Here is a 22,516-nt window from a genome sequence, read left to right as displayed (position 1 = left end):
CCCGGCGTCCGGGACGCTCAGTTCGGGACGTACTCGCTGTACTGCGGCAGCGTCTCGTCGAGGACCGGCACCGAGCGGATGACCGAGCCGTGCCCGGAGGCCTCGACCCGGGCCTCCACCAGCGCTCCGGGCGCGACCGGCACCGCGGGGATGACCACGGTCTCCTCGACGCCGAGGAGTATCTGGGTCCCCGCCGGCACCGGCAGGCTGATCCCGCCGTCGGCGATGGCCAACGTCATCGTCAGGTCCTCTTCGGTGTCGTTGACGAGCGCGCCGAAGACCTGCCCCTCGCTGCCCTCGCTCTCGGCGAGCACCATGATGTTCTCCGCCCGCACCTCGGGCGTGAGCGCGATCCGGAAGCCGTCGCTCGGCGCGTACGGCTCGGCGGTCTGGATGGGGGTCATCATGGCGCAGCCGGCGAGCAGTGCCGCCGCGGCAGCACCAAGAGCGACGCGCATGAGGCGGGTGGGGCGTGCCAAGACGGTCTCCTTCATCGGGGGGCGAGGTCCTCGCGCAAGGTTACCGCTCGCCGTGACCGCGTGGCGCCCGGGCTCGCGCACCGCGCTGGCGGACTGCGTGTTGCCAGGCAGTAGCCGCGGAATCTCGCCGTTTCGCCGTGATAGACTAACGCCCTCACGAGCAAGGAGCAGCAACATCATGACCTTCAGCGTCGGCGAGACAGTCGTCTATCCGCATCACGGAGCAGCCCTGATCGAGGCGATCTCGAAGAAGGTCATCAGGGGCGAGGAGAAGCTCTACCTCAAGCTGCGAGTGGCTCAGGGTGACCTGACGATCGAGGTGCCGGCGGAGAACGTCGACCTCGTCGGGGTGCGGGACGTCGTCGACTCCGAAGGGCTGGAGAAGGTCTTCGAGGTGCTGCGGATGCCGTACACCGAGGAGCCCACGAACTGGTCGCGCCGGTACAAGGCCAACGTCGAGAAGATCGCCTCCGGTGACGTGATCAAGGTTGCCGAGGTCGTGCGCGACCTCTCGCGCCGCGACCAGGACCGCGGCCTGTCCGCCGGTGAGAAGCGGATGCTGGCCAAGGCCCGGCAGATCCTGGTGTCTGAGCTCGCGCTCGCCGAGGACACTGCCGAGGAGAAGGCCGAAGCCATCCTGGACAACGTCCTCGCCTCCTGACCGGGGCGAACCCCGTGGGATGCACCGCCGTCCTCACCGCGGCCGGCTCCGGTAGTCGGCTCGGCCGGCCCGTGCCCAAGGCGCTGGTGCCGCTGGCCGGAACCGCGCTGGTGGTGCACGCGGCTCGGGCGCTGGCAGCTGCCGGCGTCGTCGACCGGATCGTGGTGACCGCGCCCGCCGGCCACGTCGACGACGTCGCCGCACTCTTCCCCGGCGGCAGCGTCGGGCCCGCGTCCGACGGCGCCCGCCCGGTACCGGTCGTCGTCGTCGCCGGTGGCACTACCCGGCAGGCGTCGGTCGCCGCCGCGCTGGCGACCCTGCCGCTACCGGACGGCCCGGCGGTGGTCATCGTCCACGACGCCGCCCGCGCGCTCGCTCCGCCGGCGCTCGTGCGAAGGGTGGTTGACGCCGTCCTCGCGGGCGCGCCCGCCGTCGTCCCGGGGCTGGCGGTGACCGACACCGTCAAGCAGGTCGCGGCGACGCCCGACGGCGGCTGGCTGGTGATCGGTACCCCGGAGCGGTCGGCGCTGCGCGCGGTGCAGACCCCGCAGGGCTTCGACCACCGGCTGCTGGTCCGGGCGCACGCCGCGGCGGCGGACCGCAGGGACGACGAGGCCCGCGCCGTCTCGGACGACGCGGGCCTCGTGGAGCTGCTGGGTGAGCCGGTGCGGCTCGTGGCGGGTGAGGAGCGGGCGCTGAAGATCACCACCGCCGCGGACCTCATGACCGCCGAGCGGTGGCTCAGCCGATCTTGATGACGGTCGTGCCCCCGGCGAAGGTGTCGTGCCAGCCCTGGCGGGTGACGGTGTTGTTGTTGATCGTCACGGCGATGTAGATCATCGCGGCGAGGCTGAGCAGCCCACCGAGGGTGGAACCGACCACCGGGATGATCGCGAGCACCCCGACCGCGGTCCAGATGTTTCGCTTGACGGCCTCGGCCATCGTCGGGTTGCCGCCGCTGGGGCCGAAGGTCTTGATCTTCATGAGCATCTTGCCCACGGTCTGGCCACGGTTGGCTTCCATGAGAGCGAAGTAGCCGAGGCCGACCGCCGCGGAGAGCACCGAGGTGATGACCGAGAGCAGGTAGCTGCCGCCGCCGAACATGTTGACCGACTGCGCACCGGACATCGCCGTCGACACCGCGATGGCGCCGATGATCAGCCCGATGATGAACCAGACGATCCCGATGAGGACGTAGTCGATCAGGCGTGCGAGGAAGCGGGTGGTGAGGTCGGCCGGCTGGCCGACCTGCGAGCCGGCCGCCGGGGCTGGTGCGGCGTAGGGAGGCTGCTGACCGTAGGGCTGCTGGCCGTACGGCTGCTGGCCGTAGGGCTGCTGCGGGGGCTGCTGGCCGTACGGCGGCTGCTGCCCGTACGGCTGCTGCGGGGGCTGCTGGCCGGCGGGCGGAGGAGTCGCGCCGTGACCGGGCGGCGGAGGCGGCTGGTGACCGGGGGCCGGCTCAGCCGGCTGCTGGCCGGTGTGGTTCTCGCTCATGGTGGACCCTTCGGGTTGTGGGGAAACGGCCCCACCATAGTGAAGAACCCGTGCGATGTCTGTTATGCCGCGATGTCGCGTGGTTGCCGGCAGGTCACCGGGGCGCGACGATCGCCGTCGCGACGGCCGCCAGCCCCTCGCCGCGGCCGGTGAACCCCAGGCCGTCGGTCGTCGTCGCGGAGAGCGTGACGGGGGCCCCGAGCGCCTCGCTCATCGCCGTCGCGGCCGCGTCACGCCTGCTCCCCAGCCGGGGACGGACCCCGACGACCTGGACCGCGAGGTTACCGATCGTCATGCCGGCCTCACGCAGCATCGCGGCGGTCGCGGTGAGGAAACGGGCACCTGAGGCGGCCGCCCATGCCGGGTCGCTGGTGCCGAACACGCTGCCGAGGTCGCCGAGGCCGGCGGCGGACAGCAGGGCGTCGCAGGCCGCGTGCGCCGCGACGTCGCCGTCGGAGTGCCCCACGAGCCCGGTGCCGGGCCACTCGAGGCAGGCCAGCCACATCGGCCGGTCGCTGCCCGCCGGTGCGAAGGCATGGACATCGGTCCCGATCCCCACCCGCGGCAGCATGCGTTCACCCTACTTGTCACCGACAGCCGACTTGTCCGCGAGAGCGGGATTGTCCTCGACAGCGGACTTGTCACCGACAGCAGGATTGTCCGCACCGAGCCACGCCGCACGCTCGGTCACGTGTTCCTACGAGCTCGCGCGGCCCTCGTCGCCGTGGACAACCCTGCTGTCGACGATAGAGGGGCCGGGAGCTGCCGCCGTGGACAACCCTGCTGTCGACGATAGGGGGGCGAGGGCGGGAGGTCAGGCTGGGGGCGGGGTGCGCAGCGCGCTGTCCTCGCGGACGGTGGAGCGCACCGGCAGCAGGAGCAGCAGGCCGAGGAGCAGGATGAGCAGGATGCCGAGGATGCCCCAGTACTCGGCGCCGTCGTCGTCGAGGCCGGTGACCGCCATGCCGACGCCGATCGCCACCGAGAACATCGCCGGCGCAAGGAAGCTCACCGCGCGGCCGGTGGTGGCGTACAGCCCGAACAGCTCGCCCTCCTTGCCCTCGGGGATGAGCCGAGCGAGGAAGGTCCGCGAGGCCGACTGGGCCGGACCGACGAACACGCACAGCAACAGGCCGAGCGCCCAGAAGACGCTCGCCCCCTTCTCGTGGAAGAAGAAGACGCCCAGACCGGCGAGGATCATCGCGATCAACGAGCCGACGATGACCCGTTTGGGGCCGAGGAGGTCGTCTAGCGCGCCGAACGCGATAGTCGCGACGCCGGCGACGAGGTTGGCGACCACGCCGAAGATCACCACCTGCCCCGCAGAGAACCCGAACACGCTCGCCGCGATGACGCCGCCGAAGGTGAACACCCCCGCCAGGCCGTCACGGAAGATCGCGCTGGCGCCGAGGAAGAACACCGTGTTGTGGTCCTGGCGCCAGACGTCCGCGATCGAGCGGAACAGCAGCTTGTAGGAGCCGATGATCCCGAGCCGCGGCTGCTTGGTGCGGCCGGCCTTGTCGTCGGGCACCGCGCGAAGCACCGGGATGGAGAAGATCAGCGTCCACACCGCGCAGATGAGCATGGTCACCCGGACGTCCATGCCGTCCTCGCCGGTGATGCCGAAGATCCCGACGTCGGGGTTGATCAGCCCGAAGTAGACCATCAGCAGCAGCACGATGCCGCCGATGTACCCCAGGCCCCAGCCGAGCCCGGAGACGCGGCCGACGGTCGACGGCGTCGAGAGCTGGTTGAGCATCGCGTAGTAGTTGACCGACGCGAACTCGAAGAAGACGTTGCCGCCGGCGAGCAGGATGAGGCCGAGCCACAGGTAGCTCGGGTCCGGAGCGACGAAGAACAGCGCCCCCGAGAGCACGACGACAACCATCGTGTGGAAGCCCAGCCAGAAGGTCCGCCGCCCGGACCGGTCCGAGCGCAGCCCCGTCACCGGGGCGATGAGCGCGATGAGCGCGCCGGCGCCCGCCAGCGCCCAGCCGAGCTTCTGGGCGGCGCCGGGGCCGAAGGAGTCGGAGGTGATGTACACCGTGAACACGAAGGTGGTGATGACCGCGTTGAACGCCGCCGACCCCCAGTCCCACAGGCCCCACGCGTACACGGGCCAGCCGAACCGGGGGCGGCGGGGAGGCCGGGACGGCAACGACGTCGGTGTCTGCGCGGGTGTGCTCACAGCCGAACCGTAGCGCTCCCGGGTAACGGCGGGGTTCACTCAGGCGACACGCCCCACCTTCGCGCCGGTAGCCTGGTGCGCGTGACCCTGCGACTCTATGACTCCGCCACGCGCTCGGTGCGCGACTTCGTCCCTCTCGAACCGGGCAAGGTCGGCATCTACCTCTGTGGCGCCACCGTCCAGGGCGCACCGCACGTGGGGCACCTGCGCTCGGCGATCGCGTTCGACATCCTCGGCCGGTGGCTGCGGCGTCAGGGCCTCGAGGTGACGCTGGTCCGCAACGTCACCGACATCGACGACAAGATCCTCGCGAAGTCGGCCGAGGCCGGCGTGCCGTGGTGGGCGTGGGCCTACCGCTTCGAGCAGGAGTTCACCGCCGCCTACGACGCGCTCGGTGTCCGGCGGCCCACCTACGAGCCCCGGGCCACCGGCCACATGACCGAGATGGTCGCCCTCATCGAGCGGCTGGTCAAGCGGGGCCACGCCTACTGCGGCGACGGCGCCAACGTGTACTTCGACGTCCGCTCCTTCCCCGGCTACGGCGAGCTCACCCGGCAGCGGCTGGAGAACATGTCGACGGTCGAGGAGGCGGGCGACAAGCGTGGCCCGCACGACTTCGCGCTGTGGAAGTCGAGCAAGCCCGGCGAGCCGACCACCGCCGCCTGGGTGACTCCGTTCGGCAGTGGCCGGCCCGGCTGGCACCTGGAGTGCTCGGCGATGGCCCGGCGCTACCTCGGTGACACCTTCGACATCCACGGCGGCGGCATCGACCTGCGCTTCCCGCACCACGAGAACGAGCAGGCGCAGTCCCGCGCGGCCGGCTACGGCTTCGCCCAGCACTGGCTGCACAACGCGTGGGTGACCGTCGGCGGGGAGAAGATGAGCAAGTCGCTCGGCAACTCCCTCACCGTCGAGGCGGTGCTGGAACGCACTTCCGCCGTCGTGCTGCGGTACGCGCTGTCCGCGGTCCACTACCGCGCCGTCGTCGAGTTCTCCGACACCTCGGTGGCGGAGGCGACCAGCATCTGGGAGCGGCTCAGCGGCTTCGTCACCCGCGCGGTGGAGCGGGTCGGGGAGGCTGCTGCGGACGAGGTCGCCGGGGTCGGGCTCAGTGCGCTGCCGGCGACGTTCGTCGCCGCGATGGATGACGACCTCAACATCGCCGGCGCGCTCGCCGCGGTTCACGAGCAGGTCCGCACCGGCAACAACGCACTGACGGCCGGCGAGGACAGCGTGGTGTGGGAGAGTCAGCTGCAGGTCCGGGCGATGCTCGACGTCCTCGGGCTGGACCCGCTCGCTGCCCCCTGGCGGGCGGCGGCCGGGCAGGACGCCGCGGCGCACGCCGCGCTGGACGTCCTCGTGTCGGGCGCTCTCACCGAGCGTGACGAGGCCCGCAAGACCAAGGACTGGGCGCGGGCCGATGCACTGCGCGACCGGCTGAAGGACGCCGGCATCGTGATCGAAGACTCACCGGACGGCGTGCGCTGGCACGTCGGCGGGGCGAACGGCTCGGGAGGGCAGCGCTGATGGCAGGAAACTCCAAGCGACGTGGGGCGGTCCGCAAGCCGGGCAGCAAGAAGGGCCCGAGCGCGGGCACCGGCGGCAAGAACCGCCGCGCGCTCGAGGGGCGTGGTCCCACCCCCAAGGCCAGCGACCGGCCCTACCACCCGGCTGCGGCACGCAAGGTGGCCGGGGAGCGCCAAGCGGCCGCTGCTGCCAAGGGGGGCGCCCCGCGCGAGAGCCGTGGCAGGGAGCGCCGGGACGAGCGGACGTCGTCCGGGGGCTCGGAGATCGTCAGCGGCCGTAACGCGGTCGTCGAGGCGCTGCGGTCCGACACCCCGATCGAGCACGTCTACGTCGCGACCCGGATCGACGTCGACGACCGGGTCCGGGAGGTGCTGCGCACCGTGACCTCCCGGCAGATCCCGCTGCTCGAGGTCACGAAGCCCGAGCTGGACCGGCTCACCGACGGCATGCGCCACCAGGGGCTGGCCATCCAGGTCCCGCCCTACCAGTACCTGGAGCCCGCCGGCCTGCTCGCGCGGGCGCAGCAGCGGGGCGGGCCGGCGCTCATCGTCGCGCTCGACGGCGTCACCGACCCGCACAACCTCGGCGCGGTGCTCCGCTCGTCCGGAGCTTTCGGCGTCGACGGCGTGCTGCTGCCCGAGCGCCGCTCTGCCGGGGTCGGGGCGACCGCGTGGAAGGTGTCGGCCGGCGCCGCGGCTCGTGTCCCGGTGGCCCGCGCGACGAACCTCGTGCGGGCGCTCAACGAGCTGAAGGAGGCCGGCTGCTTCGTCGTCGGTCTCGACGGGGAGGCGCCCACCGCGGTCGCCGACCTCGAGCTCGCCACCGAGCCGCTCGTGCTGGTGATCGGCTCGGAGGGCAAGGGGCTGTCCCGGCTCGTGCGGGAGAACTGCGACGCGCTCGCGGGCATCCCGATCTCCTCGAGCGTGGAGTCCCTCAACGCCGCGGTCGCCGCCGGCATCAGCCTCTACGAGGTCGCTCGGGTCCGCGCCGCGGGCTGACCCTCCTTGGCCCGTGGCCGGACCTGCGGCGGGCGTCCGGCGACGGGCCGGATCCGCGGCGGCGAAGGGCCGCCCAGGAGGACTCGGGCCTACCGGTCCTCGAGCGCCGGCAGCTCGCCGGTGACGGCGTCGAGGAACGAGCGCTCGTCGGGCCGGTGCCGCAGCACCTCTTCCACGTAGCTCGCCACCGCCGCGGGCAGCCCGATGTCCCGCTGCGCCTTCTCCGCGAGGAACCAGCGGTGCTCGAGCACCTCGTGGAAGATCTCGGCGGGCTCGAGCTTCCCGCGAAGCTCGCGGGGGATGGCACGGACGGTCGGCTCGAACACCTTGGCCAGCCAGTCGTGGGCGACGAACTCCTCGTCCTCGCCCTGCCGGTCGGTGGCCGCCCGGAACGCGTCGAGGTCGTTGAGCATCCGCCGCGCCTGGTTCTCCTGGACGTCGAGCCCGGTGAGCCGCATCATCCGGCGGTGGTGGTGGCCCGCGTCGACGACCTTCGGCTGGATCTGCAGCGTGGTGCCGTCGATGTCGGTGGTGATGGACAGCTCGTCGACGTCGAAGCCGAGCTCGTTGAGCCGGTTGATGCGGGCCGCCACCCGCCAGCGCTCGCCGGTGTCGACCGCCTCGAGGCGGGTGAGCTCGGCCCACAACGACTCGTAGCGCTCGACGATCCGGTTGCCGACGGCGACGACGTCGAGGTCGTCGTCGACCACCTCGCCCGCCTGCAGGTCCATCAGCTCACCGATGATGTTCGTCCGCGCGAGGTCGAGGTCGTAGTTACGCTGCCCGGGGCTGAGGGTGGGGTGGAACTCCCCGGTCTCGGCGTCCACCAGGTAGGCAGCGAACGCGCCGGCGTCCCGGCGGAAGAGGGTGTTGGACAGCGAGACGTCCCCCCAGTAGAAGCCGAGGAGGTGGAGGCGCACGAGCAGCACCGCCAGCGCGTCGATGAGCCGGGTGGCGGTGTCGGGGCGCAGGTACTGGGAGAACAGCGCCCGGTAGGGCAGCGAGAACTGCAGGTGCTCGGTCACCAGCGCGGAGTCGAGCGGCTCGCCCAGCGGCGTCGCGCGGCCGGTGATGACCGCGAGCGGTCGCACCGTCGGGGCGTTGATCCGCACGAGGTTGCGCAGTTCCTCGTACTCGTGGAAGGCGACCCGCTCGCTGATCTCCTTGACCGCGATCACCCGCCCGGAGAGCTTGACGAAGCGCACGATGTGCCGGGAGAGGCCACGGGGCAGCGCGGCGAGCACGTCCTCCGGCCAGTCCTCCAGCGGGCGTTCCCACGGCAGGTCGAGCAGCGCCGGGTCGAGCTGTGACGCGGTGATCTGCAGTGACGGTGGCATCGGCGAGTCCTCCCGGGGGCTGACATGCCGCAGGGACGGACCCGAGAGCTCGGGCCCGCCCCTGCGGCACACGGCGGTCTCAGCCTAGTCGGCCAGGCGTGCGCCCGACGTCGCGGCGAAGGTGTGCTGCTCACCCGGGCGGATCCGGGCGTGGACCGTGGAGCCCTTGGCCGGAACCTCGCGCGGGTCGATCCGCACGATGATCTGCGCCGTGCCGGCACCGGAGCTGATGTTCTCCTTCAGCTCCTCCGAGCCCGCCAGCCGGCCGTAGACGAAGGCGTCCGAGCCGAGCTCCTCGACGAGGTCGACGGTCACCGGGATGGCGCCCTCGGTGCCGGCCTCGACGCGGTCGAGCGACTCGGGCCGGAACCCGACGACGATCTGGTTGTCGTCCTCTGCGCTGACGTCGGCGAGCGTGGAACGGCTCAGCGGTACCCGCGCCTCACCGAGCACGGCGAAGCCGTCATCGATGCGGAAGGTGCCAAGGTTCATCGCGGGGGAGCCGATGAAGCCGGCGACGAAGACGTTCGCGGGCCGGTCGTACATGTCGCGCGGGGTGCCGACCTGCTGCAGGACGCCGTCCTTGAGCACCGCGATGCGGTCTCCCATCGTCAGCGCCTCGGTCTGGTCGTGGGTGACGTAGACCGTGGTGACGCCCAGGCGGCGCTGCAGCGAGGCGATCTGGGTGCGGGTCTGCACGCGGAGCTTGGCGTCAAGGTTCGACAGCGGCTCGTCCATGAGGAACACCTGCGGCTGGCGCACGATGGCCCGGCCCATGGCCACCCGCTGGCGCTGACCGCCGGACAGCGCCTTGGGCTTGCGGTCGAGGTACTCCGACAGGTCGAGGATCTTGGCGGCCTCCTCGACGCGCTGGCGGATCTCCGCCTTGGGCTTGCCGGCGATCTTCAGCGCGAAGCCCATGTTGTCGGCCACCGACATGTGCGGGTAGAGCGCGTAGTTCTGGAAGACCATCGCGATGTCGCGGTCCTTGGGCTGGACGTCGGTGACGTCGCGGTCCCCGATGAGGATCCGGCCCGAGTTGACGTCCTCGAGGCCGGCGAGCATCCGCAGCGAGGTGGACTTCCCGCAGCCGGACGGGCCGACGAGGACGAGGAACTCGCCGTCGGCGACCTCGAGGTCGAGCGCGTCGACAGCCGGGCGTTCGGTGCCCGGGTAGACCCGCGTTGCGTTGTCGTACGTGACTGATGCCATGAGAAACAATCCCTCCACCGGCAGGTACGTGCCGGACGATCCGTAGTGAAAGGTGTCAGGTCGTGTCCGCCTTGACACTGCGCGACCGCGGTGACCAGCATCGACGCCCCGGCGTTGCAGGTGTCATCGTCGCACAGCATCGACCGCCGTGGCGGCGTGAGGGGTGATGTGGGCTGCGTCACCTCCCGGTGCGCAGCTCCACGAGCCGGAGCAGCACGGCGGCGACGGCGTCCGGGTCGGTGATCCGGTAGTCCGCCTCGGTCTCGCCGTCGCCGACCTTGATCCCGAGGTCGTCCGGGCCGAGCACCGCGAAGGCGTCCTCGTCGGTGAGGTCGTCGCCGATGAACAGCACGGCGTCGCTGACGGTGTCGGCGCGCAGGTCGGTGACGGCGTCGCCCTTGCTCACGTGCAGCACGGCCAGCTCGACGACGTCCTTGCCGCGCTGCACCCGCAGGCCCGGGATGGTCGCCGGTCCGGCGAGCACCGCCCGGTGGATCTCCTCGGCCTCCTCGGCCGGGGTGCCGCGGGTGTGGACGACGACGGCGGCCGGCTTGGTCTCCACGCGGGCGCCGGGATGGTCGGCGACCAGGGCGGTGACGGTGCGCAGCACCTCGGCATAGCTCTCGGACTGCGCCTGGGAGAGCGCGAGGGGCTCGCCGTCGAACGCGGGCTCGCCGTTCGGCGCGGTGGTGGTCCGGCCCGGCTCGGCGCCGTGGCTGCCGACGACGCGGACGCCTGCGGGGACCTCCGCCAGCCGGACGAGGGTGGTCGCGTCGCGGCCGGAGATCAGCGCCACCTCGACGCCGGGCAGCGGCGCCAGCTGGGCGACGGCGTCGACCGCCGCCGGTGTCACGCGGGAGGTGGACGGGTCGTCGACGAGCGGTGCGAGGACGCCGTCGAAGTCGAGCGCGACGAGGATCGTCGGCCGGCTCGCGAGCTCGCGCAGGGAGGCGTCCAGCCCACCCTCGAGGTGGTCGACGAACAGCGGCGCGTCGATGCCGGGGCCGGGCACCCCGCGGTCGATGGTGGGATCGGTCATGATTCCTCCTGGGTGTGTGCGGTACGGCCGAGGGCAGTGAGGAACTGGTCGGCCCAGTGCTGGACGTCGTCGCGCATGACTCGACGGCGCAGCGTGCGCATCCGGCGTCGACCTTCCGCGGGCTCCATGGTGATGGCGCGCATGATCGTCGCCTTCATGCCGTCGATGTCGTGCGGGTTGACGAGCAGCGCCTGGCCGAGCTCGTCGGCGGCGCCGGTGAACTCGCTGAGCACGAGCACCCCGCCGAGGTCGCGGCGAGCGGCGACGTACTCCTTGGCGACGAGGTTCATCCCGTCGCGCAGCGAGGTGACGAGCAGGACGTCGGCCGCGAGGTAGCAGGCGGCCATCTCCTCGGCGGGGTAGGAGTGGTGCATGTAGTGGACGGCCGCCCGTCCGAGCATGCCGTAGTCGCCGTTGATGCGGCCGACGGTGCCCTCGACCTCGTCCCGCAGCTGCCTGTACTGGTCGACGCGTTCGCGCGACGGGCTGGCGATCTGCAGCAGGCTGGTCTCCGGCGGCACCACGCGTCCGTCGGCGAGGAGCTCACCGAAGGCCTTGAGCCGGTGGCGGATGCCCTTGGTGTAGTCCAGGCGGTCGACGCCGAGCAGGAGCACGTGCGGGTCGCCGAGCTCCTCGCGGATCTCGACGGCGCGGCGCTGGACCGACTCGCGGGTGGCGAGCTCGTCGAAGGCGCGGGAGTCGATCGAGATGGGGAACACCCCGGCCCGCACCCGCCGCTCCGGGCGCGACCAGCGCGCCCCGATGAGCACCTCGCGACCCTTGGTGGTGACGTTGGCGATCCGGCGCACCGCCCGGAGGAAGTTCGACGCGTCCGAGGCGCGCTGGAAACCGACGAGGTCGGCACCGAGCAGCCCGTCGAGCACCTGTCGGCGCCACGGCAGCTGGCTGAAGATCTCCACCGGCGGGAAGGGGATGTGGTTGAAGAACCCGATCTTGACGTCGGGGCGCAGCAGCCGGAGCACCGCCGGCACCAGCTGCAGCTGGTAGTCGTGCACCCATACGGTGCCGCCCGGCGCGACGGCCTCCGCGGCGGCGGCAGCGAACCGTCGGTTGACCGCGACGTAGGAGTTCCACCAGGCGCGGTGGAACTCGGGCGGGACGATGACGTCGTGGTAGAGCGGCCACAGCGTGCCGTTGGAGAAGCCCTCGTAGTAGTTGCTGACCTCGGTGGCGCTCAGCGGGACCGGCCACAGCCGGATGCCGTCGGCGTCGAACGGCTCGTGGGCGGCGTCCGGGCTGCCGGACCAGCCGACCCAGGCGCCTCCCTGCTGCTGCATCACCGGGGCCATCGCAGTGACGAGACCGCCGGGCGAACGGGTCCAGCTGGTGGTCCCGTCGGAGTTCTCGACGAGGTCGACGGGAAGTCGGTTAGCGACGACGACGACGGCGTACTCACCTGCCGGCATGGGCTGATCAGCTCCTTCTAGGGGGTGGTCCGAGGCTACCTGGGGGCCTGCGATGGCGCCCGAGCAGCAGCTGGTCGGTAGGTTTGGCGCCATGACCGGCATCGAGGGGTACCGACTCGTGCGTCGGCTCGGCGCCGGCGGGATGGGGACCGTCCACGAGGCGATCGACGCCGACGGCCACCGGGTGGCGGTCAAGGTCATCCACGAGTCGATCAGCGCCGACCCGGCGGCGCGCCAGCGGCTGCGCCGCGAGGTGGAGCTGCTCCACCGGGTGCGCCACGACCGGGTGGCGCGCGTGCTGGACGCGGAGGTGGACGGCGTCGACGCGTTCGTCGTCACCGAGCTCGTCGAGGGGCCCACGCTCGACGAGTACGTCCGGACGGTGGCGCCGGTGGCCGACGAGGACCTCGCGGAGCTGGCCGCCGGGCTCGCCGACGGCCTCGACGCCATCCACGCGGCCGGCATCACCCACCGTGACCTCAAGCCGGGCAACGTCATGCTCGCGCCGAACGGTCCGGTGATCATCGACTTCGGGATCGCGCAGGTCGCTGACGACGTCCGCCTCACCCAGACCGGCTTGATCACCGGTACCCCCGGCTACCTCGACCCCGACGTCATCGCCGGCGCCGACCCCGGGCCCGACGGCGACTGGTGGGCCTGGGCGGCGGTGCTCGCCTTCGCGGCCACCGGCCGTCCGCCGTTCGGCCGCGGCAGCATCCCGGCGGTGCTGGCCCGGGTGAGCACCGGCGTGGTCGACACCGAAGGGCTGCCGGAGGCGCTGGCGAGGGCGCTGCGGGCGGCGCTCGACCCCGAGCCGCGCCGCCGCATCGCGCCGGCGGACCTGCTTGCCGTGCTCACCGGTGAGTGGGACCTGGACACGCTCACGCAGGTGCTCACCGCCCGTCCGCCGGCGGCGACGACGCGCGCGATGGACGCCCCCACGGCCCAGCAGCCGCGGTCGTACGCCCCGGCGGCGCTGGCGCCCGCCATGGCGGCAACTCGGAGCATGCCGGCGGTGAGGTCGCCGGTCGACGAGGCCTGGGACTCGCAGGACGCCCACACGGGGCGCGGCGTCGAGCCGTGGGACCGCGGCCCCTGGGCGGACCCGGGCGCCGAGCTGTTCGGCGCGGCGCACCAGCCGCCGGCGGGAGACCTGCACGGGTACCCGGCTGTGCCTCCGCCCTGGGCGCAAGCCCCCCGCCCTCACACGTTGACCGTGGCGATCATCGGGCTGGCGCTCGGTGGACTGGCCGCCCTGCTGCCGGGAACGTGGGCGCTGCTTCTCGGCGGGCTGCTCGTGCTCTGCGGCGCGCTGGGGCGCGGCAACCAGCGGCTGCGCCAGGTGAGGACCCGGCGCGGGCTCCGCCGCGCGGACGCCGCTCGGGCATGGCTGAGCGCGCCGTGGCACCTGCTGTGGGCGGTCGGCGCCGCGCTGCCAGGCCTGCTGATCGGCGGCATCATCGGTGTCAGCGCGGCGGTGCTGACGCACGCCCTCGCGGGCCAGCGCCCGGAGGTCTGGCCGGCGGTGCTGTGGGCGGCAGCGCTGGTGGCCACGGCGCTCGCGTGGTCGGTGCCGCCGTCGGGCGCCGCTCGGGAAGGAGCGCGGCTGCTGCTGGGTGCGGTGCCGCGGCCGCTGCGCGTCGCGCTCGCGCTGGTCGCGCTGGCCGCCGTCGGCGCACTCGTCACCGCGCTCGTGCTCGGCAACGTCGGCGCCCCCTCGTGGGACCCGTTCCCGGCGGCGCCGATCGGCTGATCGCCGGGTGTTCCCCGGCGAGGCCAGGCAACGTACTCTTGGTGCGTGCGCGTGCGGAATCGACGGACCTGGCAGGGCCTTGCCCTCGCCGGCGCCGTCATGCTCCCTGCCGCCGGCGCAATCCTCGGTGGCCTCGTCCAGGTGACCAGGTGCGTCGCCCTGCCCGACGGCGTCGCCCACCTCGGTATCCGGCTCGCGCTGCTGCGCACGACGGCCGACTGCCCGACGACCGGGCTCGCCCTCGGCGGTGAGCAGGAGCAGGTCCTCGGCGTCGCGCTCGTCCTCACGCTGCCGATGCTGCTGCTGCACGTCGTCGCCGTCAGCGGTGGCTGGGGGGCGCTGCGCGCGCTGCGGCAGTCGCTCGCCCGCGTGGCGCGGCTGACGCCGTGGCAGATGCTGCCGCACGACTCCGATGCGCCGGTCGCGGTCCGGCTGCTGCCCGCCCGCAGCGCCGTCGCGGTGCTGCACGGCAGCGTCCACCTGCGGGTGCCGCTGCTGCGTGGCCCCCCGGCGGCGACGCCGGCCTGATCCGTTCTCCCCACCGTCGCGGAGAGCCTGATCGTGGCGCCGGCCGCAGCAACGGACGCCGCACCCTGCGGCACGTCACCCCGATCACCCTTTGTCAGGAGCCGTCATGAGCAGTGCCAGCACCGCCAAGCAGCAGTCCAAGCAGGAGCGCCGCGACGCCGCGCGCGAGCAGGCCCGCAAGCTGCGTGAGGCGCAGCAGCGCCGCAACCGCCGCAACCGCATCCTCATCATCACCGGCGTCGTCGCCTTCGTGGCCGTCGTCGTCATCGCCGTCGTGTCGATCCTCACCGCCGCCAACCGCTCGCCGCTCGAGGGCATCGACGGCGAGCCCGCGGGCGCGACCGACAACGGCGGCATCGTCCTCGGCGCCGAGGGCGTCGGCAGCACCAACGAGGGGGCGCCGGAGGTGGAGGTCTACCTCGACTACCTCTGCACCCACTGCTGGACCTTCGAGACGACCAACGCCGGCGTGCTCGACGAGCTCGCCACCGCCGGTGAGGCGACCGTGACCTTCCACCCCGTCGCCTTCATGTCCGACGCCAGCAACTTCTCCCAGCGTGGCGCGCAGGCGCTCGCCGTGGTGGCCACCGCAGCACCGGAGCAGTTCTCCACCTTCAACGAGGGCCTGTTCTCCGCCCAGCCGGAGGGTGGCGCCACGGTGCTGAGCGACGAGCAGATCGCCGGCGTCGCCACGGAGGTCGGGGTGCCGCAGAACGTCATCGACAGCTTCGCCGAGGGCGAGTTCAGCGAGTGGGTCTCGGCCGCCACCCAGCAGGCCACCAAGGACGGCATCGGCGGCACGCCGACGATCCTCATCGACGGCGAGGAGTTCACCGGCTGGCAGACGCCGGGCGCCCTGGCCGAGGCCGTTCGCGCCGCCGCCTGACGATCCGCCCGGGGAGGTCGCGCCACACATCTGGCAGACTTCCCCGGGGCGGGGCCGGTGGCCCCGCCACCCGCCGCCTTAGCTCAGCTGGTAGAGCACCCGCCTTGTAAGCGGACGGTCATCGGTTCGAATCCGATAGGCGGCTCCGACGAGGGTCTGATCAGGCCCGGTCTGGACTGGCTCATCGTCACCTGCGCACCACTGCGCGTCGACGTCCTACCGCCGCACCGACACCGAGCGCCCGGCCCCGGGGAACCCGTCGCAGTGGGATGCTTCGGTGTATCGGCGGAACCCCTCAACCAGAAGGACACGTCCTTGGAACTCCTGCTCACTCTCCCGGTGCTCATCGCGGCCTTCGTGGTCGCCGTCATCCTGGCCATCGTGATCCGGCGGTCGGTCCGCACGGTCGACCTCAACGAGGCCCTCGTCATCGTCGGCCGCGGCGACGCCAAGGGCGGTGGCCCCACCGGCAGCCTCGATGCCCTCCCGGAGGACGGGCAGGTGGCCGAGACCAGAGGCCCCCGGGTCGTCATCGGTGGCCGCACGTTCGTCAAGCCGTTCTTCGAGTCGGTCACCAAGATCTCGCTCGAGCAGCGGCAGATCGCACTGACCGTCGAGGGCGTCGACAACAACTTCATCAAGGTCGCCGTCCGTGCCTCGGTGTCCTTCAAGGTCCGCGGCGACGTCGACGGCGTCCTGCGGGCCGCGCAGCGGTTCACCTCCCAACAGGCCAAGCTCGAGCAGCCGCTGCAGCAGGCGCTCGAGGGCGCGCTGCGTCCGGTGCTGGCCTCCATGCCGGTCGAGGACATCATCAAGAAGCGCGACGAGCTGCAGCGCGAGGTGTTCGCCTCGATCAAGCCCGACCTGCACCAGCAGGGCTTCCACATCGACCTGGTGAACCTGTCCGACATCTCCACGCCCGACTCCGACTACCTCGACAACCTCGGCCGCGCGCAGGCCGCCGACGCCCGCCGGGTCGCCGAGGTTCGTGAGGCCCAGGCGCGGCTGGCGTCCGAGAGCGCCCAGCTCGCGGCGCAGGAGGAGATCGCCGAGCGCCAGCGCGACCTCGCGCTGAAGCAGGCCGGCATCAAGGCACAGACCGACAAGGCGAACGCCGAGGCCGAGGCCTCGGGCCAGCGGGCACGCGCCGAGCAGGAGCGGCTCGTGGCCACCGAGGAGCGGTCCGCGCTGGAGGAGAAGGCCAAGGTCGCCGAGCAGCAGCTCGACATCGACATCCGCAAGCCCGCCGACGCCGCCGCGTACGCCGCCGCGAAGGAGGCCGAGGGGGAGCGCGACGCCCGAAAGGCCGAGGCGGAGGCCGACGCGTACAAGCGCACCACGCTGGCGCAGGCCGAGCTCGAGGCGCAGCGCAACGAGGCCGAGTCGATCACCGCGCTGGGCCAGGCGCGGGCCGAAGCGGCCAGGGCCGAGGGCCTGGCCACCGCCGAGTCGACCAAGGCGCAGGCAGAGGCGCTCGCCCAGCAGGGCACCTCCGTCATCCTCCAGCAGCTGGTGGGCCAGCTGCCCGAGGTGATGCGGGCGGCTGCCGAGCCGGTCGGCAACATCGACAACCTCACCGTCGTCGGCACCGACGGCGCCGGCGCGGTGTCGAAGATCGCCGGGAGCGTGCTCGGCGAGGGCGCTGCCACCATCAAGGCGCTCACCGGCATCGACCTGGCTGCCGCGCTCGCGGGTGTCGCGCCGGCCGCGTCGCCGGTTCCCAGCGAGGACGGCGTCACGCAGCTCTGACCCGGTCCGCCGCCGAAAGGCCGACACCCCACCGCGGGCTGTCGGCCTTTCGCGTCGCCCGGTGGAGTCGCCACCGGACGACGCCGGCGCCTGCCGAGTCACCGCGTCCGGATGAACTCCCGACGTCGTCGGCGTGGCCGCCCGGCGACGCCCCGATGACGCCCGGGTGCCCGGGATGAACTCTTGCCGAACAGTCATCGACGCCCCCGCGCCACGGGCGATTCGGCCGTGAGCACGCCGTAGCGTCCGTCCCGGTCCGCCACACCCGGCGGCCACGACGCGGCTCGGAGACAGCGGATGACGGCACCTGCCCAGGTGACATCGAGGACTCGCTCCAGACTCGGTGCGCGGCGACGGCGGAGCGCGTTGGCCTGGTTCCTCGTCCTCGCCGGCCCGAACATCGCGCTGCTGCTCGTGTTCACCTACCGGCCGCTGGTGGAGAGCGTCCGACTCTCGTTCCTGCAGTGGAACCTCGGATCGCCGGTCGCCCGGTTCATCGGGTGGGGCAACTACGAGGAGTGGATCACCAGCCCGCACGCCGGGCAGGTGCTGACCACCACACTCATCTTCACGGTGGCCACCGTGGGCGGCGCCATCCTCCTGGGGCTGCTGCTGGCGATCCTGCTCGACCAGAAGCTGGCCGGGCGCGGTTTCGTGCGCGCGACCGCCTTTGCGCCCTACGTCGTCTCGGGCTTCGCGATGGGCATCCTCTGGCTGTTCATCTTCGACCCACGCTACGGCCTCGTCTCGACCCTGCTCGGTGCGGTGGGCCTGAGCTCCCCCCAGTGGTACCAGTCGCCGGGCTGGGCGCTGGTCATGCTGATCATCGTCTACCTCTGGAAGAACCTCGGCTACGTCGCGCTCATCTACCTCGCGGGACTGCAGGCCGTGCCGCAGGACCTCAAGGATGCCGCGGCCCTCGACGGCGCCTCCCCGGCCCGCACCATGCGCTCGATCGTGCTCCCGCTCATCACCCCCACCACCTTCTTCCTGCTGGTCACGCTGATGCTCGCGTCGCTGCAGACCTTCGACGTCATCCACGCGATGACCCGCGGCGGACCGCTCGGCGGCACGACCACCCTGATGTACCAGGTCTACGAGGAGAGCTTCGTCAACGGCCGGGCCGGCTATGCGTCGGCGGTCGCCACCATCCTGTTCGTCCTGCTGCTGGCGATCACCGCGCTGCAGATGCGCTTCATCGAGCGGAAGGTCCACTACTCGTGAGTGTGCGGACGGCCACGCGGCCCGAGACGGCCGGCCACGACATCGACCCAACTGCCCCGGCAGCACCGCACCGTGCGCCCCGCCGTCGTCCCCGCGGCGGACGGGCGGCCGGCTACCTCACGCTCGCCCTCGCGGCACTCGTCCTGGGGGCACCGCTGCTGTGGATGTTCCTCGCCAGCTTCAAGAGCCCGGACGAGCTCTACTCGATCCCCATGCAGTGGCTGCCAGGGCAGCTCGACCTCGACAACTACGCCGAGGCGGCCGCGAAGATCCCGCTCGGCACGCTGTTCCTCAACAGCGTCGGGCTGACCATCGCCGGCGCGGGGCTCAAGCTGCTCCTCGGGCTGTGCTGCGCCTACGGCCTGGTGTTCCTCGACATCCCGTTCAAGCGGTTCGCGTTCTTCCTCGTCGTCGCCGCGCTGATGATCCCCAGCCAGATCACCATCATCCCCAACTACACGCTGGTCGCCGACCTCGGCTGGCTCAACACCTACCACGGCATCCTCGTGCCGGGGCTGGCGAGCGCGTTCGGCACCTTCCTGTTCCGCCAGCACTTCCTCTCGCTGCCGGTCTCCGTGGTCGAGGCCGCCGAGCTCGACGGCGCGGGGCACTGGCGGCGGCTGTGGCGGATCGTCGTCCCGATGTCCACCCCCACCATCGCCGCCGTCGCGCTGGTGAGCGTGGTCTCGGAGTGGAACGAGTACCTGTGGCCGTTCCTCGTCACCGACGACGCCGCGAAGATGACGCTGCCCGTGGGCCTCACCCTGCTGCAGAACATCGACGGCGTGAGCAACTGGGGCGTCCTGCTCGCCGCGACGACGATCGTCACGCTGCCGGTGCTCGCCGTCTTCCTTGTCCTCCAGCGCCGCCTCGTGGCGGGGCTGACCGCCGGGGCGGTCACCGGCTGATCCTCGCCGGCCCGCCCGATCCCACCCCATCAACTGCCTAGGAGATCGACCATGCGACACCACTCACCGCTGCGCCGCCGAGGCGTGGCCGCCACCAGCCTGCTCGGCGTCCTCGCCCTGGGCGCCGCTGCCTGCTCCGGCCCGAGCACCAGCGCCGCGGAGGAGGTGGACGACGGCGCGGCCGACACCGTCGACTGGTCTCAGGTCGAGCCCGCCTCGGAGATCACCTGGTGGAGCAACCACCCCGGCGCCGCCAAGGAGCTCGAGGAGCAGTTCATCGCCGAGTTCGAGGCGGCGCACCCGGACATCACCGTCAACCTGGTGACGGCCGGCGCCAGCTACGACGAGATCGCGCAGCGCTTCCAGGCCGCCGCGGGCACCGACGAGCAGCCCGACCTCGTCATCGCCAGCGACGTCTGGTGGTTCCGCTACCACCTCAACGAGCAGATCGTGCCGCTGGACGAGCTGCTCGAGGCGATCGACGCCGACGCCGAGGACTACGTGCCCGCGCTCTACGCCGACTACGAGTTCGAGGGCCAGCACTGGGCGGCCCCTTACGCCCGCTCCACGCCGCTGTTCTACTACAACCAGGACATGTGGCAGGCCGCCGGGCTGCCCGACCGTGGCCCGGAGACCTGGGAGGAGCTCGCCTCGTGGGCCGACGCCCTCGACGAGCAGGTGCCCGACGACGGCGCCCCGTTCGGGCTGCGGCTGGGGGCGTCGTGGTCGGCCTGGTGGTTCCAGAACATGCTGTGGGGCCAGGGCGGCAACTACTCCGACAGCTGGGACGTCACCCTCGACACCCCGGAGGCGCTCGCCGGTGGCCAGTTCGTCCACGACCTGTTCCACGGCTCGCAGATCGCGACCGTCTCGGAGGACACCGCCGCGGACCTCGCCGGCGGCATCATCGCCTCGACCATCATGTCCACCGGCAGTCTCGCCGGTGTGCTCGAAGCCACCCCGGACATGGAGATCGGCACCGCCTACCTGCCCGACGGGCCGAACGGCGAGGGCACCCCCACCGGCGGCACCGGCGTGGCGATCGCGTCCTCCAGCACACCCGAGGAGCAGCTCGCCGCCGCGATGTTCCTCGAGTTCCTCACCAACGCCGAGAACACCGCCGTGTACTCGGCGGCCACCGGCTACATGCCGGTGCGCACCTCGGCGGTCGACGGGCCGCAGATGGAGGCGCTGTACGGCGAGATCCCGCAGTTCCGTACCGCGGTGGACCACATGGCTGACAAGGCCCGCCCGCAGGACTGGGTGCGGGTGTTCGTCCCGACCGCCGACCAGCTGCTCACCGACGCCCTCGAGGAGATCGTGCTGCGGGGTACCGACCCCGCCGCGGCGTTCGAGCAGATCACCCCGCAGATCGAGCGGGCCTACGAGGAGAACGTGGAGCCCTACCTGTGAGTCCGCAGGTCATCGCCCACCGCGGCAACTCCTCGGTGGCGCCGGAGAACACCCTCGCGGCGATCGCGGCCGCCATCTCGTGCGGCGCGGGGAGCGTCGAGATCGATGTCCAGCTGACCCGGGACCGCGTCCCGGTCGTCATCCACGATGGCCACCTCGATCGCACGACGAGCGGCTCCGGCCCGGTTGCCGAGACTGACGCAGCGACGCTCCGGGAGCTGGACGCCGGCTCATGGTTCTCACCGGCGTTCGCCCAGCAGCGGGTGCCGCGGCTCGACGAGGTCCTTGCGCTGCTCGCCTCGAGCAGCGACGTCGAGCTGCTGCTCGAGGTCAAGGGTGCCTGGGGGAGCGACGACGTCCGACTCGTCACCGACGCGATCGCGGCGTCCGGCCTGGGGGACCGTGTCCTGCTGCAGAGCTTCGCGGTGGCGACGGTCGCCGCGCTCGCCGACGCGGCTCCCGACCTGCGCCGGGGCCTGCTCGTCGTCGAGAGCGGGGACCACGTTCTCGAGCTGTGCCGTGACCTCGGCGTGGTCAGCTGCAACCCGCACGGGCCGACCCTCGTCGAGCGGCCGGAGCTGATCGAGCAGGCGCACGCCGCCGGCATGGCGGTCATGGTGTGGACGCTCAACGACCCCGCGCAGTGGGAGGCCGCGACGGACCTCGGGGTGGACGGCATCATCACCGACCGCCCGGACCGGCTGCTGGGCTGGCAGACCGCGATCCGACGGGTGCCTGCCTGATCTGCCGTCGTCCGCCGCGGCGGCCCCGATCTCCGGGCCGCCGCTGCGGACGGCGGACCGTCGGCACTGGCAGGTGCGACCGGACTTGAGGCACGCTGACGGCATGACGAGCGACGGCGGTCCGCCAGACCCGACCACCTCGACCACACCGTTGCGGGGCGGCCCGGCCGGCCGCCACGCCAGCAGCGTGCTCGCGCCCAACCCGGGACCGATGACCCTCGAGGGCACCAACACCTGGGTGCTGCGCGGACCCGGCGCGACCGACGCTGCGGTCGTGGACCCCGGGCCGGCCGGGGTGCCGGGCCACCTCGCCGCGGCCCGAGACGTCGCCGGTGGCGAGGTAGCGCTGACGCTCCTCACCCACCACCACCTCGACCACACCGGGGCAGTGCCGGCGTGGACCGCGCTCACCGGCTCCCCCGCCCGCGGCGCCGGCCACGGTGCGCCGTGGCGCGACGGTGAGCGGATCGCCGTCGCCGGCGTCGTCGTCGAGGTTCTCGTGACACCGGGGCACACCGCCGACTCGGTCTGCTTCCTGCTCGACGACGGCGTGCTCCTCACCGGGGACACCGTGCTCGGTCGGGGCACCACGGTGGTGCCCTGGCCGGACGGCGACCTCGGCGCCTACCTGGCCTCGCTCGACCGGCTCGTCGACCTCGCGCGGGCGGGACGGGTGGTGAGCCTGGCGCCGGCGCACGGCCCCGTCGTCGACGAGCCGCTGCGCCACCTCACGACGCTGCGCGACCACCGGCAGCAGCGACTGGCGCAGGTGCGGGCCGCGGTGGCGGCCGGTGCCCGCGGGGCGGAGGAGGTGCGGGCTGCCGTCTACGGCGACCTGGCCGCCGAGCTCTCCCGCGCCGCGGACATGAGCGTCCGCGCGCAGCTCGCCTACCTCGGCGAGCCGCTCGATTGATTGGTCCCCGACGGCGTCCGCTCGACTGACCCGTTCA

At 72.2% G+C, this 22,516-nt stretch carries 21 protein-coding genes and 1 tRNA gene; 14 read left to right on the top strand and 8 right to left on the bottom strand.

From position 1 onward, the window contains the following. Positions 1-17: 17 nt before the first annotated feature. The gene (locus V2J52_RS13745; protein ID WP_331228290.1) at positions 18-479 is read right to left on the bottom strand and encodes a hypothetical protein; all 462 of its coding nucleotides are present in this window, start codon (positions 477-479) and stop codon (positions 18-20) included. A gap of 178 nt (positions 480-657) precedes the next feature. Here V2J52_RS13745 and V2J52_RS13740 point away from each other — a divergent pair, with 178 nt between their 5' ends. Together V2J52_RS13740 and ispD are read left to right on the top strand one after the other, a co-directional pair. Next, positions 658-1,140 (top strand): CarD family transcriptional regulator, encoded by a 483-nt coding sequence (locus V2J52_RS13740; protein ID WP_331228289.1) that lies wholly within the window; start codon positions 658-660, stop codon positions 1,138-1,140. 14 nt (positions 1,141-1,154) lie between these two features. Then, the gene (ispD, locus tag V2J52_RS13735; protein WP_331228288.1) at positions 1,155-1,895 is read left to right on the top strand and encodes a 2-C-methyl-D-erythritol 4-phosphate cytidylyltransferase; all 741 of its coding nucleotides are present in this window, start codon (positions 1,155-1,157) and stop codon (positions 1,893-1,895) included. On the opposite strand, the gene V2J52_RS13730 is transcribed toward ispD, so the two are convergent. The 3 genes from V2J52_RS13730 to V2J52_RS13720 form a co-directional block, all read right to left on the bottom strand. Next, positions 1,882-2,634: an RDD family protein gene (locus V2J52_RS13730; RefSeq protein WP_331228287.1), complete on the bottom strand. Its 753-nt coding sequence runs from the start codon at positions 2,632-2,634 to the stop codon at positions 1,882-1,884. The genes ispD and V2J52_RS13730 overlap by 14 nt on opposite strands. 94 nt (positions 2,635-2,728) lie before the next feature. Next, positions 2,729-3,205 carry a 2-C-methyl-D-erythritol 2,4-cyclodiphosphate synthase gene (gene ispF / locus V2J52_RS13725; protein WP_331228286.1) on the bottom strand — a complete coding sequence of 159 codons (477 nt, stop codon included), beginning with the start codon at positions 3,203-3,205 and terminating at the stop codon, positions 2,729-2,731. 243 nt (positions 3,206-3,448) lie between these two features. After that, positions 3,449-4,822: an MFS transporter gene (locus V2J52_RS13720; RefSeq protein WP_331228285.1), complete on the bottom strand. Its 1,374-nt coding sequence runs from the start codon at positions 4,820-4,822 to the stop codon at positions 3,449-3,451. Between the two features lie 81 nt (positions 4,823-4,903). Between V2J52_RS13720 and cysS the strand changes: the two genes are divergently transcribed. Beyond that, positions 4,904-6,349: a cysteine--tRNA ligase gene (cysS, locus tag V2J52_RS13715; RefSeq protein ID WP_331228284.1), complete on the top strand. Its 1,446-nt coding sequence runs from the start codon at positions 4,904-4,906 to the stop codon at positions 6,347-6,349. Beyond that, complete coding sequence (rlmB, locus tag V2J52_RS13710; RefSeq protein ID WP_331228283.1) at positions 6,349-7,347, top strand: 23S rRNA (guanosine(2251)-2'-O)-methyltransferase RlmB; 999 nt, start codon at positions 6,349-6,351, stop codon at positions 7,345-7,347. Before cysS ends, rlmB begins: the two co-directional genes overlap by 1 nt. 89 nt (positions 7,348-7,436) lie before the next feature. On the opposite strand, the gene V2J52_RS13705 is transcribed toward rlmB, so the two are convergent. The 4 genes from V2J52_RS13705 to V2J52_RS13690 form a co-directional block, all read right to left on the bottom strand. Then, positions 7,437-8,684 (bottom strand): DUF4032 domain-containing protein, encoded by a 1,248-nt coding sequence (locus V2J52_RS13705; RefSeq protein ID WP_331228282.1) that lies wholly within the window; start codon positions 8,682-8,684, stop codon positions 7,437-7,439. Positions 8,685-8,768: 84 nt separating this feature from the next. After that, the gene (locus V2J52_RS13700; RefSeq protein ID WP_331228281.1) at positions 8,769-9,896 is read right to left on the bottom strand and encodes an ABC transporter ATP-binding protein; all 1,128 of its coding nucleotides are present in this window, start codon (positions 9,894-9,896) and stop codon (positions 8,769-8,771) included. A 178-nt stretch (positions 9,897-10,074) separates the two neighbouring features. Continuing rightward, a complete protein-coding gene (otsB, locus tag V2J52_RS13695; protein ID WP_331228280.1) occupies positions 10,075-10,935 on the bottom strand; it encodes a trehalose-phosphatase in 861 nt (286 codons plus the stop codon). Beyond that, positions 10,932-12,362, bottom strand: a complete 1,431-nt coding sequence (locus V2J52_RS13690; protein ID WP_331228279.1) for an alpha,alpha-trehalose-phosphate synthase (UDP-forming) — start codon at positions 12,360-12,362, stop codon at positions 10,932-10,934. Before V2J52_RS13690 ends, otsB begins: the two co-directional genes overlap by 4 nt. Before the next feature lie 91 nt (positions 12,363-12,453). Between V2J52_RS13690 and V2J52_RS13685 the strand changes: the two genes are divergently transcribed. The 10 genes from V2J52_RS13685 to V2J52_RS13640 all read left to right on the top strand — a co-directional run bounded on the left by V2J52_RS13685 (position 12,454) and on the right by V2J52_RS13640 (position 22,479). Continuing rightward, positions 12,454-14,115, top strand: coding sequence for a serine/threonine-protein kinase (locus V2J52_RS13685; RefSeq protein WP_331228278.1), 1,662 nt, complete (start codon positions 12,454-12,456; stop codon positions 14,113-14,115). Between the two features lie 45 nt (positions 14,116-14,160). Next, positions 14,161-14,643 (top strand): hypothetical protein, encoded by a 483-nt coding sequence (locus V2J52_RS13680; protein ID WP_331228277.1) that lies wholly within the window; start codon positions 14,161-14,163, stop codon positions 14,641-14,643. Between the two features lie 106 nt (positions 14,644-14,749). Further along, positions 14,750-15,529 (top strand): DsbA family protein, encoded by a 780-nt coding sequence (locus V2J52_RS13675; protein WP_331228276.1) that lies wholly within the window; start codon positions 14,750-14,752, stop codon positions 15,527-15,529. A 72-nt stretch (positions 15,530-15,601) separates the two neighbouring features. Beyond that, positions 15,602-15,674, top strand: a tRNA-Thr gene (locus V2J52_RS13670). A 170-nt stretch (positions 15,675-15,844) separates the two neighbouring features. Beyond that, a complete protein-coding gene (locus tag V2J52_RS13665; protein ID WP_331228275.1) occupies positions 15,845-17,278 on the top strand; it encodes a flotillin family protein in 1,434 nt (477 codons plus the stop codon). Between the two features lie 297 nt (positions 17,279-17,575). Beyond that, the gene (locus V2J52_RS13660) at positions 17,576-18,502 is read left to right on the top strand and encodes a carbohydrate ABC transporter permease (protein WP_434056429.1); all 927 of its coding nucleotides are present in this window, start codon (positions 17,576-17,578) and stop codon (positions 18,500-18,502) included. Beyond that, positions 18,499-19,410 carry a carbohydrate ABC transporter permease gene (locus tag V2J52_RS13655; RefSeq protein ID WP_331228273.1) on the top strand — a complete coding sequence of 304 codons (912 nt, stop codon included), beginning with the start codon at positions 18,499-18,501 and terminating at the stop codon, positions 19,408-19,410. Before V2J52_RS13660 ends, V2J52_RS13655 begins: the two co-directional genes overlap by 4 nt. A 51-nt stretch (positions 19,411-19,461) precedes the next feature. Further along, on the top strand, positions 19,462-20,823 hold the full coding sequence (locus V2J52_RS13650; RefSeq protein ID WP_331228272.1) for an ABC transporter substrate-binding protein: 1,362 nt from the start codon (positions 19,462-19,464) through the stop codon (positions 20,821-20,823). Further along, the gene (locus tag V2J52_RS13645; RefSeq protein ID WP_331228271.1) at positions 20,820-21,566 is read left to right on the top strand and encodes a glycerophosphodiester phosphodiesterase; all 747 of its coding nucleotides are present in this window, start codon (positions 20,820-20,822) and stop codon (positions 21,564-21,566) included. Before V2J52_RS13650 ends, V2J52_RS13645 begins: the two co-directional genes overlap by 4 nt. Positions 21,567-21,669: 103 nt before the next feature. Further along, complete coding sequence (locus tag V2J52_RS13640; protein WP_331228270.1) at positions 21,670-22,479, top strand: MBL fold metallo-hydrolase; 810 nt, start codon at positions 21,670-21,672, stop codon at positions 22,477-22,479. Positions 22,480-22,516: the final 37 nt, after the last annotated feature.

The organism is Georgenia sunbinii, from assembly GCF_036421875.1.
In the GTDB taxonomy this organism is placed as follows: Bacteria; Actinomycetota; Actinomycetes; order Actinomycetales; family Actinomycetaceae; genus Georgenia_B; species Georgenia_B sunbinii.
This window is presented reverse-complemented; position numbering and strand designations above follow the sequence as displayed.

Excerpts from the sequence above, each read along its gene's own strand:
- V2J52_RS13730 (WP_331228287.1), bottom strand. The coding sequence starts at position 2,634 with ATGAGCGAGAACCACACCGGCCAGCAGCCGGCTGAGCCGGCCCCCGGT.
- otsB (WP_331228280.1), bottom strand. The coding sequence starts at position 10,935 with ATGACCGATCCCACCATCGACCGCGGGGTGCCCGGCCCCGGCATCGAC.
- V2J52_RS13705 (WP_331228282.1), bottom strand. The coding sequence starts at position 8,684 with ATGCCACCGTCACTGCAGATCACCGCGTCACAGCTCGACCCGGCGCTG.
- ispF (WP_331228286.1), bottom strand. The coding sequence starts at position 3,205 with ATGCTGCCGCGGGTGGGGATCGGGACCGATGTCCATGCCTTCGCACCG.
- V2J52_RS13700 (WP_331228281.1), bottom strand. The coding sequence starts at position 9,896 with ATGGCATCAGTCACGTACGACAACGCAACGCGGGTCTACCCGGGCACC.
- V2J52_RS13685 (WP_331228278.1), top strand. The coding sequence starts at position 12,454 with ATGACCGGCATCGAGGGGTACCGACTCGTGCGTCGGCTCGGCGCCGGC.
- V2J52_RS13640 (WP_331228270.1), top strand. The coding sequence starts at position 21,670 with ATGACGAGCGACGGCGGTCCGCCAGACCCGACCACCTCGACCACACCG.
- V2J52_RS13675 (WP_331228276.1), top strand. The coding sequence starts at position 14,750 with ATGAGCAGTGCCAGCACCGCCAAGCAGCAGTCCAAGCAGGAGCGCCGC.
- V2J52_RS13660 (WP_434056429.1), top strand. The coding sequence starts at position 17,576 with ATGACGGCACCTGCCCAGGTGACATCGAGGACTCGCTCCAGACTCGGT.
- V2J52_RS13690 (WP_331228279.1), bottom strand. The coding sequence starts at position 12,362 with ATGCCGGCAGGTGAGTACGCCGTCGTCGTCGTCGCTAACCGACTTCCC.
- V2J52_RS13650 (WP_331228272.1), top strand. The coding sequence starts at position 19,462 with ATGCGACACCACTCACCGCTGCGCCGCCGAGGCGTGGCCGCCACCAGC.
- V2J52_RS13740 (WP_331228289.1), top strand. The coding sequence starts at position 658 with ATGACCTTCAGCGTCGGCGAGACAGTCGTCTATCCGCATCACGGAGCA.
- rlmB (WP_331228283.1), top strand. The coding sequence starts at position 6,349 with ATGGCAGGAAACTCCAAGCGACGTGGGGCGGTCCGCAAGCCGGGCAGC.